The organism is Limnoraphis robusta CS-951 (assembly GCF_000972705.2).
This window is the reverse complement of sequence record NZ_LATL02000304.1, coordinates 7,902-21,261: the sequence shown is the minus strand read 5'-3', so window position 1 is coordinate 21,261 and position 13,360 is coordinate 7,902. Positions and strand designations below refer to the sequence as shown.

The following is a 13,360-nucleotide window of genomic DNA, read 5'->3' as shown; positions in this document are numbered from 1 at the left end:
ACACTATATCATTAAATTTTATGTTTTGCAAATGTTTGTAACATTTAAAAAGTGATAAAAAAGCAATCAAATAAAGTTAAGAGTAAAAATTTTTTATGGTTTAAATTAAACTTGAATTCTGGCAATCAATACTTGAGACTGTTTAAAAATTTCTTTTTAAGTTCCGGTTTAACTTTCCGATCTTCCCTAGATAGAATATTTAAAATGTGTAACAGTAGAAGAATAAAAGACCCTGAATACAGGAGTATTGCAGATGACAACCACTACACCCTCACCGACTGCAAAAACTTTTAAACAGCTTCATCTTGTCAAAACCCCTGCTTGGTGGCAAACAGCACGAGCGCTTTTTAATCATTTAGACTATCTTGAAGAAAGTCGGGCGCGTTACGGAGATAATTTTGGCGGCGCATCAACAGGCTTTCCAAATTATGCCATATTTAGTGATCCAAAAGCGATTGAACAAATTTTTACACTGAACCCAAGTTGTTTTGATTCGGGTAATAGTAACAAAAGTCTTCAACCTTTATTGGGGGATTTTTCTTTAGTGCTTTTGGATGGGAATACTCATGCTCAACAACGCAAACTTTTGATGCCTCCTTTTCATGGGGAACGAATGAAAGCTTATGGTAAAACAATGTCTTAAATTACCCAGCGAGTGATGCAATCTTTGCCGAAAGATAAACCGTTTCAAATGCGAAATGTAACACAAGAAATCACTTTGAGGGTGATTTTGAATACGGTTTTTGGCTTAGATAAAGGTGAACGCTTTGAACAATTGCGACAACTGCTGAGTGAATGGTTAGATACGTTTAATTCGCCGTTTAAAGCCAGCTTTTTGTTCTTTCCTAATTTTCAAAAAGATTTGGGTGCTTGGAGTCCTTGGGGGCGATTTATACGGCTAAGAAATCAAATTGATCAACTGCTGTATGCCGAAATTCGCGATCGCAAAAATCAACCGATGAGTGAAGATATTCTAAGTTTAATGATGGCGGCGCGAGATGAAAATGGCGAACCGATGAGTGATCAAGAATTACGAGATGAGTTGATGACGTTGCTGTTTGCAGGGCATGAAACAACCGCTTCTGCATTGGCTTGGGCGTTTTATTGGGTTCATTATCAGCCGGAAGTTTTAGATAAATTATTGGATGAACTCAGCCAATGTGATCTGGAAACTGATCCGAGTGCGGTGATGAAATTACCCTATTTGAATGCCGTTTGTTCAGAAACTTTGCGAATTTATCCGATTGCTATATTTGCGTTTGTTCGCAAGTTGAAAGTTCCGATGGAAATTCTGGACTATCAGTTTGAACCGGGAACACAATTAATTCCCTGTATTTATTTAGTACATCATCGGGAAGATATTTATCCCAATTCTAAACAGTTTCGGCCTGAACGTTTCCTCGAACGTCAGTTTTCGCCCTATGAATTTTTCCCGTTTGGCGGTGGAAATCGTCGCTGCATAGGGTATGCGTTTGCGTTGTTAGAAATGAAGTTAGTGTTAGCGACGGTATTGACTCAAACACAACTCACATTAACTGAAAATCGCCCGATAAAACCTGTCCGTCGAGGATTAACGTTTACTCCCGAAAATGGGGTTCCAATGCGGGTTAAAGCGTAGAGATGGAACTGAAAAAAGGAAAAGAATAAAAACCACAAAGACACAGAGACACAAAGAGGAAATCCGCGTGTTTTTGTGGTGAGTTTTTCCTTAAAACTCTGGATTATCCTAGAATTAACCGCCAATTCCTAAGCGACTGGCTAGGGCTGGAGTTAACGGAAATAGGGTAGCAATCATTAGAAATAATGCTAATAATCCTAACGCTGCGCGAGTATCATCGGGTTCGGTTAATTCGTTTAAACTGGGGCGTTCTAGGTTGCGTTGTAGGATTAAAATAACCACTGCCCAATACAATGCTAGAGAGTTTGCTAAGGAAGCGATTGCCAGTACAATAAAGGTGGCTAATGTTGAACGTCCGGCAATTTTACGCCCATAAATTGCTTGTAGAATGCGTCCCCCATCTAGTTGTCCGGCTGGCATCAAATTAATCGCTGTAATTACTAATCCTAACCAGCCAATAATCATTAAAGGATGAACATCAACAATCGGTTCATTTAATGCTGAACCTAACACCGCTTTGGCTAAGGTTCCGACTAAAACTGATCCTTGAAAATATTCAGTGGGAATTTGAAAGAAACTGCCGGGATGAGATAAAACTAACCCAACTAACAGCATTCCCAGTGAGAGTAAACCGCCTGCTGCTGGCCCTGCTAAAGCGACATCAAATAAAACGGTTCGGTTGGGAAGAATAGATTCAAAACGGTTAAACGCCCCAAACGTTCCAATTTGAATGGTGGGAATAAAAAACGGCCAGCCAAATTTAACTTGATGACGTTTTGCCATCAGTTGATGAGCAATTTCATGGATAGCGAGAATGGAACATAAACCGATCGCAATGGGTAGAATTTCAGCATAACGGTTAGGTTCAGTAAAAAAGTCAAATCCGAGTAACAAACTTCCCGCTTCAAAGGTGGTGAAAACGCTGACTAATAGTAAAATAATCGCTAAGACCTTTTGGGGAATTGTTGTCGATTGAGGATCGTTTTTACGGGGAAGAACGATAATAACGGGTTTTCCTTCGGGGTTTTCAACTAAAAACAGTCGGAAGCGATCGCCTGTTTGTTGCTGCAAATTCTCGGATAAGCGAGTATAAGCTTTATCGGCGTCGGTTCGCAGGTTTCCTTTGAAGATTACCCCTTCTTGATAGGGTAGAGTTTCGGTGGCGAAGAAAGTATCGATCCCAAAAATACTTTGAATAATTTTCAGATCTTCGGCGGGAATAGGTGTCGGTTTGTCTTGAGAGAGTGAGAGGGTTTCAACAGACTCGACGGGTGTTTTTTCTTCGGGTTCGCTGGGTTTGTCGCTCTCGGGGACGGTAGAATGATCTTGAGACTCAGAACGTTTTTGCTGATCCTCACTGGCTAAAACCCGCAGTTTTCGACCGAAGATGATGTATAGTCCTGTTGAAGCTAGGAATAAAAAGAGGATACTGGCTAGATTGAGGTAAATTCCGGCAGCCGCCAGTGCAAAAAAGAGCAACCAAGGTGCCATTAAAACCACTGACTGCAACCAAGATAGAACCCCGAGTTTACCATAGGGTTGAGCGCGATAGTAACCCCAACCCACGATTCCCAGGGCAATGAATAGGATGAAAATAGTTGTATTGTCAAACGCAGTAAACATTCTAGACCTTCAAACTTGGAGCAGACAACGCTTGAGGCGATCAAGCATCCCTCTAGTTTAGGATAACGCCTCAGCAAAATCTTTCAGAATCTAGTTAGCCGTTAAAAATAGACTATTTTCTCCCCTTCAGCCAATAAGTCATCATACGACCAATGCCTTTGACCTGAATGAACCCTCGTTCCTCAAAGATATACTGATCTTTCAATAACCCCTGAGTTGCGGTGGTGACTTGTATTCGTCCGGTTTCTCCGTGAGACTCCATCCGGGAGGCTACATTAACCGCATCTCCCCATAAATCATAGATAAATTTGCGGGTTCCGATGACTCCGGCTACGACTGGCCCGGTATTAATGCCAATTCGCAGACGAAACGGTTGACCATCATGGCGTTGGAAGCGGTGTATTTCCTGTTGCATATCTAACGCCATTTCTGCGATCGCTTTTGCATGATCATCTTTTGGCGTGGGTAAACCGCCGACAACCATGTAAGAATCTCCAATGGTTTTAATTTTTTCTAGGTCATGTTTTTGGGCTAACCCATCAAAGGCTGAAAAGATCTCATTGAGTACATCGACTAATTCTGTGGGGGCAATTTGAGAAGAAAATCCGGTAAAATCAACGATATCTGCAAACATGATCGTCGCTTTATCAAAGCGTTCAGCAATCGAATGGGGAGCTTGTTTGAGTCGTTCGGCAATAGATCGGGGTAAAATATTCTGCAACAAACGCTCAGATTTTTGCTGTTCTGTTCGCAACGCATCAAGTACCCGACGCCGTTCAGTGGTGTTTCGCGCTACCCAAATTACGCAGTTATTGGGCATGGGAGAAACGGTTGCAGCAAACCAAATTAATTCTGTGCTTTCGGGGTTGAGGGGAGAATTTGTCGTTTGCAGTTTACCCGATTCTGATTGTTCTAAGGGCAAACTATACTCAACATTCAGGGTTTTTCCGGTTTCTAATACTCTTTGAATGTGACTATAAAACATTCGAGCTTGTGCAGGGGGAAACACTTCAAATATACTTTTTCCTAACCGATCTGGTGTCGGACTGTACAAAACTTCTGAATTGGTGGTGACAATTTTCTTGTAATTTCCCTGAGCATCAAAGACGGTAATTACATCGGTCATGGCTGCAAACAAGGCTCTGAGTTCGGCTTCTGACGATCGCAAAGCCCCTTCAATACGCCGACGTTCTGCTATTTCTCTGACTAATTCAGCCGTGCGTTCTTCTACTCGTGACTCTAAAACATCCATTGCCTGTTGAAGTGCATCTTCGGCTTGTTTGCGTTCGGTGATATCAACGACTGTTCCTTCATAATACAACAGGTTCCCCTGATTATCTCGCACGGCTGAGGCATTTTCAGAAATCCAACGAAACTGACCATCAACCCGGCGAATTTGGGACTCAAAATTGACAACAGCGCCCTGTTGGTGAATGATTTGTACAAATTTCTGACGACGCTCGGGATCAACATAGAGTTGATTTCCCACATGAGTCAAATTGTTGATTAAAACTTCGGGAGATTCAAAACCATAAATCCTTGCTAAAGCAGGATTTGCACTCATAAAATATCCCTCTGGTGTCGTTTGAAAAATTCCTTCAACGGCATTTTCAAAGATACTGCGATAGTTGGCTTCTGCTTGTTTACGGGCGGTGATGTCTATTCCGACAAAAAAGGCGGCTTTCTTCTGATTATATTTATGAGCAACAATCAAATAATTCCGCAGTTCTCCTCTGACGATTGAGACAACTTCTCGTTGAGCATCCGATTCTGAACTGGCAAAGAAATCTCGAACAAATTGGTTAAATTGCGGACTAACATCTAAAAAACCAATATGCTTGTTGACAAATTCTTCGGGAGTTAATTCAAAGGTTTTTGCAAGATAACGATTAACGCCTAAATAATGTAGGTCTGAACTAATCCAAGAAACCGTTCCGGGTACAACATCTAAAACAGCTTGTAACTGATCTTGAGTATTTTCTAGAGCGGCTTCTGCTCGTCTTTGATTACTCAGATCAATCCCCACAACAAAAGCTTCTTTGTTTTGATTGTACTTTTGAGCAACAATCATATAATGTCGTCGTTCACCTCTCACCCGAGCCGAAATTTCCCGATAGGCATTCACTTCAGGTTGGTTAAATAATTGTTTAACAAATTGGTTAAACTGGGAACCTCCGCCCAAAAATCCTATCGGTTGATTGGCAAAATCTTCACGGGGGCGGCTGTGAATGTTGGCTAAGGTTTGATTGACTTCAATGTAGCGCAGATCTGAACTTATCCAAGATACTGTTCCGGGTACCGCTTCTAATACGGTTTGTAGACGAGCATTGGCTTGTTTGAGGGCTTCTTCTGCGCGTCGGCGTTCGCTGATATCAATTCCGACGACAAATGCTGCTTTGTTGTTATCATATTTCCGAGCAACGACTAAGTAATAGCAGGGTTGATTATTGATATTGGTCATCACTTCCCGAGACATTTCGAGATCCCGACTAGCAAATAATTTTTGTACAAAGTCGTTAAAATCAGAGCTAGATCCAAGAAAACCAATGTGCTGACCTGCAAATTTTTCCCGAGGTATATTGAACATATCGGCGAGTTTTTGGTTCACCTCGATGTAGCGCAGATCAGACTCTACCCAAGAAACGGTTCCGGGTACGGCTTCTAATACGGCTTGTAGGCGAGTATTGGCGGTTTGCAGGGCGAGACGGGCTTGTTTATGTTCGACGATTTCTTCGACTAAACGATCATTGGATTCTTTGAGGGCGGCGGTACGTTCTTCAACGATTTGTTCCAGGTTTTCGTTAATCTTTTTGAGTTGTTCTTCATAGCGCTTGCGAACTTCGATTTCTTGCTTGAGTTGGGCTTGAGTCGCTTCGAGTTCAATGGATTTTTGTTCGAGTTGTTCGGCTCGTTCGATGCTATGACTGACTTCAGCTAGTAAATGAGTCACCATTTCCGAGGTATTGAAATGGCTTTCTTCAAATCCTAGCCAGGGAAGGGGTTTGATGCGGTTGGGTGTGGAGTATATCACTTCAAATTGTCCGTTGGGTAAGGCTTGACCAATGCGACAAACTTTGGAAACATGATGATTGGGTTTGATGCACACAAATCCCCCCGGAGCCGCAAAACTGACCCCATAGGCAGCCGTGCGAATGCGATCAACATCAAAGGAATGAGCCAGTTCAACGGCTTCTTTCCAGAGGTAAACTTGGGTATAAGCAGCTTCAATCGGATCGCTGGTGACGCGATTATCCCCATATCTGGCTTGAAAGTTGGCAACAAATTGCCGATTTTCTGGGGTGTCGAGACTTTGGAAGTAACTCCAACAGCTTAAATGTCCGACAGCCGCTTCTCCGATGGTTTGGAGTTCGGTTTCGGAGACAGATGTCGCCATAATCGGGATGTCTTGAGCGGTTAAACCTGCCCCTTGAAACTGACGATAAAAGGCGATATTGCTATCCCCGGTGAGGGTGTTCAAAATGACATCCGGTTGGGCTTGTTGGATGCGAGTGATAATGGCGCTGAAGTCTTGTGTTCCCATAGGGGCATAGGCTTCCCCGACTACTTTTCCCCCCAGTGCTTTGAGTTGGATTTTCACTAATTTATTGACGGTGTGGGGGAAAACATAGTCGGAACCGAGGAGATAAAACCGTGATCCGATGTTTTGCATCAACCAGTGAACGGTGGGTTCGACTTGTTGATTGGCACAAGCTCCGGTATGAAAAATATTAGGGGAGTTTTCTAGTCCTTCATAGTGGATGGGATACCACAGTTGAGCGTTGTAGGCTTCTACGATCGGTTTGACTGCCAAACGTGTCGCCGATGTCCAACAGCCGAAAATGGCATTGATCTGATGTTGTTGAATGAGTTTTTTAGCTTGTGAGGCGAATGTTGCCGGACTGGATGCACCATCTACAATCACGGGTTCGATGAGCTGACCTAAAACACCTCCAGCTTGGTTAATTTCAGCGATCGCCATTTGTTCAGCATCAATGAGCGGAGATTCGCTAATCGCCATTGTCCCACTCAATGAATGCAATATTCCGACTCGTACACCTGGCATAGCTTGTCACTACTGGTTTAAAGAACAACAACCCGTCACGGGTCCTGTGATGTCCTGCACCCTGATCTCACACTGATGAGTGTTAACACCCAGCAGATACACTCTTGAATTTCACAACGACGCAGATGCAGATTGGTCAAGTCTGATCTGGCGATCGCACGCCCGAAAAACGTCAAAGAACTCGGTGGGCTATTCAGCTGCTTACCGCTTGGAGTCCAGTGTTTCTCCGCAAGCTCCCGTTATAATCTTCGATTTAACGGGAGAAGCTGACTGGTCTGCTGTAGAGACATTCATTCAACCTCTCTACAATCTTCTATCACCCCGGTTTCTTCGGATTTAGAGCTTCTTCTCTACAGAATCGTATACACTTAACAGCTTCCCCAAATGCTTACTTCCCTGAGAGAAAAATGGTTTAGAAGCCTACTGATTATCTTCCCTAATCGGTCAATTCAGCTTAACTTTTTACCTAAAACTCTACCCATATTTTATACCATTTATAGAACAGCTTTTAGGTTAAAAAAGAGTGAATGACTTTGGGAAAGTTAATCATTACCCGATGCGTGTAGATTTGATAATCTTATAATATTACCATTTTTCACAGATATATTAATAATGCGTTACAGAGTTTAACGTTGCTTTATATCGAAGGTGAACTACCCAACGCCAAGCTTACGCTATAGCGTGGGCTTCTGACTTCACGGGGGATTGCTTAAAGGAGTGGTGTTGACATAGACTGATTCACCCATCCTAGACGGCGAATGGCTTCCCCCCCTGTCCTTGATCGCTGCACGGGCGGGTTTATTTAGATTGTCTGTGGGAAAACAGAAATTCGGTCCCAGGCGCGCTCCTACAAGACTGTTCACTACTATACAAGACCACATTCAACGACCTTTTCAGACATAATCTGGGCGTGTTGCCACCAGTGGCCCGAACCGATAATCCAAATTCGAGACGGTAAATGGCCAATCGGAGCCGAGCGATTAAATCTAAAGCCTACTGAGGGATTATGGGGATTGTAAGTTAACCAACCGAGGCGATCGCAAAATTGAGCATAATCTCCCTCAACCTCTTCATAAATGCGAGTCTGTACACTAAACCCAAAGCGTCCTTGACTATATTTGACCCATAAACGATCGATTGTTCGCAAATCTTGACTAGGCAGTTGTTTCAACTCAAGAGCATGAAGATAACAGCGTTTAGGATGACCCAACGCTTGACACAATACGCCCCAAGTTTCCTCGTCGGCGGCTTTCCAATTTTGCGCGGCTAAAAAATGTTGTAACTTGCTATAATCAACGCCAACCGCAGAACTAAGATCATCTATCGGTTGACTCAAACCGGGTAAAAACTGAGTCACAATCCCAGGTAATCTCCAGCGAAATTGAGCAAGACTCGGCTGTTGTTTGGGGCGAGAAGGGGGCTTCAGAGGAGTCCGGGTCGTAATTGCTGTTTTCGGTGTATTCAGTGCTTGTAAGACCTGTTCGGCGTTGGCATAACGTCGGTCAAGAGAATGTTGGACTAAGCGATCTAAAATCACCCCTAAACGTTCACTCACCCGAGATTGAGGAGTCAGGAACTCTCGCCAAACCCAGCGTTGATTGACTTCATCATACAATTGCCAAGGCGAAACTCCAGTTAGTAAATACAAACAACTTGTCCCCAAACCATACAAATCACTCGCTGGAAATGCCTTTCCTCGGGTTTGTTCGGGCGCCATAAACTCCGGAGAACCGACTACCGTTCCGGTTTGATTGATTGCGGTATTGCTCAGTAGTTTAGCGACTCCAAAATCAATTAAAACCCATTGATGTTCTTTGCGGCGTACAGAGGGCGAACTTAAAATAACGTTTGAGGCGCTGGTTTTAGAGATTCCAGGGCGAGTGAGGATGGGTTCAACAACTTCGCTTAAAGCGTTTTCTGCTTCCAAAGCCAAGGGAGAACGTCGTAAAATATTCGCAGGTTTGAGATCCCGATGAACAATCTGATGTTGGTGAATATACTGCAACACCGGAAGCAAGCCCCGCAAGAGTTCCCATATTAGGGCTTCGTTAAAGATTCCCTTTTGCTGAAACTCTTGTTCTAAGGTTTTTCCGGCAATATATTCTTGAACGAGAAAAAGTTGTTTATTTTGCTCGAAATGGGCGAGTAATTGGGGAATTTGTGGATGTTTCCCCAACTGTTCGAGACGCACGGCTTCTTGACGAAATAGTTTAGCGGCTTTTTGATAACGGTTAACGTGATGATCAAGAAAATGAAATTGTTTGATCGCACAAGGTGGTTTTGAGGGAATGTGTTCATCGACTGCCAGGTAGGTCTTCCCAAAACCGCCTTCTCCTAAGATTTGAATCGGACGATAACGATTTTGTAATAACAGTTGTTCACCGCAACTCAGACAACATTCGGCGCTATCTGGATTAACAGGACTGAGACATTGAGGATTTATACAGTAACTCATCGTTGTGTAATGGCTGGAAATATTGATTCAATTCTGCCCTTGATTTCGCGATTCTGATCAGATGACTTTTAGTTTAAAGCATCAGTTTCAAACGGTTTTCCGCTTGTTTTAAGGCATCTTGCGGGTTCTCGCCGAGTAGAGAGGCTTCTATGGCTCGACCTAAATTTTCTGATAAGCGACGATATCCTGCAATAATCGGCCGTGATCGCGCCCAAGCCATCTGTTTTAAAAATACTTGTAAACTGGGTTTTTGGGATAAGTAATCTTGATATTTTTGACTTTGACGGGTTTTTAAATTAACGGGTAAATATCCCGTTCCTAAACTCCATTCGGTTTGAAATTCCTCACTCAACACATAGTCTAAAAAGGTCAGGGCGGCTTGTTGTTGTTGGGGAGTGGTTTTCATTACAAATAAATGTTCACCGCCTACAACGGTGGCTTGTTGTTTTTGGGCGGGAATGGGAAACACCCCGTAATCAATTCCCGCAGACTGCAAAAATCCTAACGTCCAAGGCCCGGTAATTTGCATTGCCACCTTACCCGAAATAAAGTTATCCTGTTCATAGCCTCGTTCTGGTGCAGACAGGATCGCCGAATTGTCGGTGATTAAATCTGACCAAAACTTCAACGCGGCGATCGCGCCGGGATTCACTAAGTTGACTTGATCTTGATCGATTAATTCACCTTCGGCGCTATACATAAAAGGCAGCCAGGTAAATACTGTCCATTCTCCTTTTCCCAGGGGTAAAACGATACCATGTTGATCGAGTTTTCCATCTCCATTGAGATCACGGGTGAGTTTTTGGGCGGCGACGCGAAATTCTTCCCAGGTTAAAGGGAGTTTGGTGATTCCTGCTTTTTCAAATAAACTCGGACGATAAAATATTGCGGTATTATTGGTTGCCATTGGAATTGACCAAATCTGTCCATTTAGTTCCATCGCTTCAAATAATCTCGGATCAATTTCAGCTTTTCTTGGCGATTTATTCAGCCATTCTTCTATCGGTTCAATCGCATCGAGTTCAACCAGTTGACCTGTAATTTGAGGACTATACCAGAGAATATCAGGCGAGGCGTTTCCAACAACTGCTGTTAAAATTTTCGGCATTTGTTGATCGGGTTGACCAATATAATAGGCGTTGACATTAATTTGGGGATGAGTTTGATTAAACCCATTGACTAATTTTTGAAAGACATCTCGGTTGGGCGGGGGATTAATTCCATGCCAAAGGGTTAAATTAATCACTCCCGGTTCAGTTGGGGTTTGAACTTGACAACCGCCACAGACGAACAAGCAAAGACTGAGGAGGATGACTCCCCAGGTTTTCAAGCCTTGATTAAAAATTCGCCAACACCGAGAGAACATTTGCATGATAAGATCTGATTTGGGGAACTTTCTTAGTCTTTTCTTGCTCATGTTATCATTTTCAATGCCTAGTATTTGGCAGAGCTATCAGCAGGATGCTTTTCATCTCAAGCAACACTTACAAGATTATTTAAAGTTGGATCAACCGACTCTCGAAGCACAACTACAGTCGAGTCAGCAATTACTCGCTGAACTGGGTTATCGGGATTTTGACTGGGAAAATGCTTCTCTATTTTACCGTGAAAAAGTCGGTGAGATCTATTTATTTGAGTTGGGAGCTTGGCATCTCTCCAGTCAAGATTACATTGGGAATACCTTGCGTTTGATTACGGATTATGCTCAAGGTCATGTGTTAGACTTTGGTGGAGGGATTGGGACTCATGCGATCGCCGCAGCTTTATCTCCCCAAGTCGAACGGGTCACTTACTGCGATATTAACCCGATTAATCAAGCTTTTTTTCGATATCGCATTGAACAATTAGGACTGAGTGATAAACTTAAGATTCAGTCTGAGATTTCATTATAAAATCAGTTTGATACGATTCTTTGTTTTGATGTTCTTGAACATTTACCTGATCCCAGTCAACAGTTACTCACGTTTCATAAGTTGATGTCTGATCAAGCCAAAATTATTCTCAATTGGTACTTTTTCAAGGGAGAACATCAGGAATTTCCATTTCATTTAGATGATCCTAAAAAAATCGATGTATTTTTGAGAACGATTCAACAGAATTTTCTAGAAGTTTTTCATCCCTATTTAATTACTGCTCGCTGCTATCGCAAGTTAATTGTTCCAAACTAATCTCAATTTGAATCGAAGTTCTCTAGCCTTGGGGAAGATTTAAAAGACGTTGGCTGTATGGCGATCACAATTCAACTCAAATCTTTGGTTAAAGTTGGTTTCACCATAGAGATTAAAGCATTAAAACAGACCAACCTGTTACCGGATCGGGGGGTAAAAAGTTAAATTGCAACCACTCAGAACTGTTGAGAAGCCGACGAATTGACTCTTGAGTTTGGGGGCGATCGCCGTTTTTTTTCTCAGAGCAAAGATTTTCCTAAAAAAAAGGCTGAAATTGCTTCCAAGTTTAGGTTTTAGCGATCGCCAAAAATTTGAATGAAACAGCCCTGCTGGGGGGCAGGGGGGATCTATAATGATGATAAATTGTTGGATTTTACAGGTTACAATTCGCCAAACGAGAGAAAACTAATCGATATATTCCTAATTTTGCACCCTCACGGCGACCTAGAGGACCCAAACCCCTCGGAAGGTGTCCTTTTGGTGCCGATAGAGAAAAGTTGAGGTTGTCAGTTGTCAGCCATCCATGCTTCGTTTTCCAGCCAATTTCCTCCCCAAAACGATACCATCCGGTTTGATTGTATTGTCCTAATTTGTTTCCGGTTTCCAGATAAATCTGTTTCTGAACAGTAAAACCAAAACGGACATTACTATATTTAATCCAAAGGTTGTTAATCGTGCGAAGTTCTTCACAGGGAAAATTGTCAATTGAGCCTGTATCTAACCATCCATCTTTGTCCCTTCCCGCCACTTTTAACATGAGTTTAGCAGTTTCTTCGTCCGCATCTTTCCACTGTTTCTGACTCAAAAAATATTGCAGAATAGAGTAATCTACTCCTCTGGCTGAAACTACTTTTATTAACTGTGTTGGGGGCGGTGGCGGTGGCGCTGCAATTACTTTTGTTAACGATGTTGGGGGTGGTGGAGGCGGAGGTATGCGAAGGATTTTGGAAGGTGCAGCTTGAGATGAAATTGCATTCACAATTTCCCCAACAGACTGATAGCGTTTTTTCATCGCCTGCTGTAACATCTTATCTAACACTTCGCCCAATTTTTGATTAATAGGATTGGTTAAATAATCTCGCCAAACCCATTCTCCCTCGCTCACATCGTACAATTGAAAGGGTTCAACTTGGGTTAACAGATGAATACAAGTCACCCCCAAACTGTAAATATCACTGCTAAAATTGGCTTTTCCTAAAGCTTGTTCTGGTGCCGCATATCCAGCAGAACCGATGGTTGTTCCGGTGACGGCTAAGGCGGTACGAGTCGCCAATTTCGCCGCTCCGAAATCGACTAAAAACAGTTGGTGATCTGAAGCTCGATAAATCAGGTTTTCCGGCTTTATATCCCGATGAATCACTTGATTTTGGTGAACAAAATATAAGACAGGAAGTAATTTTTTCAGCAGTTGTAAAATTTGAGTCTCGTTAAAG

At 42.7% G+C, this 13,360-nt stretch carries 9 protein-coding genes; 4 read left to right on the top strand and 5 right to left on the bottom strand.

The features are described 5' to 3' along the window. Nucleotides 1-253: 253 nt before the first annotated feature. Both WN50_RS36600 and WN50_RS25695 read left to right on the top strand, forming a co-directional pair. Nucleotides 254-643, top strand: coding sequence for a cytochrome P450 (locus tag WN50_RS36600; protein ID WP_235441076.1), 390 nt, complete (start codon nt 254-256; stop codon nt 641-643). Nucleotides 644-658: 15 nt separating this feature from the next. Beyond that, entirely contained in the window at nt 659-1,618 is a 960-nt protein-coding gene (locus WN50_RS25695) for a cytochrome P450 (RefSeq protein ID WP_235441078.1), read from the top strand. Nucleotides 1,619-1,732: 114 nt separating this feature from the next. Here WN50_RS25695 and WN50_RS25690 read toward each other — a convergent pair whose 3' ends face one another. The 4 genes from WN50_RS25690 to WN50_RS25675 form a co-directional block, all read right to left on the bottom strand. After that, a complete protein-coding gene (locus WN50_RS25690; protein ID WP_046282147.1) occupies nt 1,733-3,241 on the bottom strand; it encodes a site-2 protease family protein in 1,509 nt (502 codons plus the stop codon). Between the two features lie 112 nt (nt 3,242-3,353). Next, nucleotides 3,354-7,304, bottom strand: a complete 3,951-nt coding sequence (urtA, locus tag WN50_RS25685; protein WP_046282146.1) for an urea ABC transporter substrate-binding protein — start codon at nt 7,302-7,304, stop codon at nt 3,354-3,356. Nucleotides 7,305-8,169: 865 nt separating this feature from the next. Beyond that, complete coding sequence (locus tag WN50_RS25680; protein ID WP_046282145.1) at nt 8,170-9,759, bottom strand: serine/threonine-protein kinase; 1,590 nt, start codon at nt 9,757-9,759, stop codon at nt 8,170-8,172. A 73-nt stretch (nt 9,760-9,832) separates the two neighbouring features. Further along, nucleotides 9,833-11,125, bottom strand: coding sequence for an ABC transporter substrate-binding protein (locus WN50_RS25675; protein ID WP_046282151.1), 1,293 nt, complete (start codon nt 11,123-11,125; stop codon nt 9,833-9,835). A 64-nt stretch (nt 11,126-11,189) separates the two neighbouring features. Between WN50_RS25675 and WN50_RS36595 the strand changes: the two genes are divergently transcribed. Both WN50_RS36595 and WN50_RS36590 read left to right on the top strand, forming a co-directional pair. Beyond that, nucleotides 11,190-11,651: a class I SAM-dependent methyltransferase gene (locus WN50_RS36595; protein WP_235441080.1), complete on the top strand. Its 462-nt coding sequence runs from the start codon at nt 11,190-11,192 to the stop codon at nt 11,649-11,651. Nucleotides 11,652-11,735: 84 nt separating this feature from the next. Continuing rightward, nucleotides 11,736-11,927 carry a hypothetical protein gene (locus WN50_RS36590; protein WP_235441081.1) on the top strand — a complete coding sequence of 64 codons (192 nt, stop codon included), beginning with the start codon at nt 11,736-11,738 and terminating at the stop codon, nt 11,925-11,927. A 373-nt stretch (nt 11,928-12,300) separates the two neighbouring features. Here WN50_RS36590 and WN50_RS25665 read toward each other — a convergent pair. Beyond that, nucleotides 12,301-13,360: GUN4 domain-containing protein (locus WN50_RS25665; protein ID WP_046282150.1), on the bottom strand; the 1,060-nt coding region annotated here is incomplete at its 5' end.

What these genes read in the sequence shown, in the direction of transcription:
- WN50_RS36600 (WP_235441076.1), top strand. Translation starts at nt 254, where the DNA reads ATGACAACCACTACACCCTCACCGACTGCAAAAACTTTTAAACAGCTT.
- WN50_RS25695 (WP_235441078.1), top strand. Translation starts at nt 659, where the DNA reads ATGCAATCTTTGCCGAAAGATAAACCGTTTCAAATGCGAAATGTAACA.
- WN50_RS25690 (WP_046282147.1), bottom strand. Translation starts at nt 3,241, where the DNA reads ATGTTTACTGCGTTTGACAATACAACTATTTTCATCCTATTCATTGCC.
- urtA (WP_046282146.1), bottom strand. Translation starts at nt 7,304, where the DNA reads ATGCCAGGTGTACGAGTCGGAATATTGCATTCATTGAGTGGGACAATG.
- WN50_RS25680 (WP_046282145.1), bottom strand. Translation starts at nt 9,759, where the DNA reads ATGAGTTACTGTATAAATCCTCAATGTCTCAGTCCTGTTAATCCAGAT.
- WN50_RS25675 (WP_046282151.1), bottom strand. Translation starts at nt 11,125, where the DNA reads ATGTTCTCTCGGTGTTGGCGAATTTTTAATCAAGGCTTGAAAACCTGG.
- WN50_RS36595 (WP_235441080.1), top strand. Translation starts at nt 11,190, where the DNA reads ATGCCTAGTATTTGGCAGAGCTATCAGCAGGATGCTTTTCATCTCAAG.
- WN50_RS36590 (WP_235441081.1), top strand. Translation starts at nt 11,736, where the DNA reads ATGTCTGATCAAGCCAAAATTATTCTCAATTGGTACTTTTTCAAGGGA.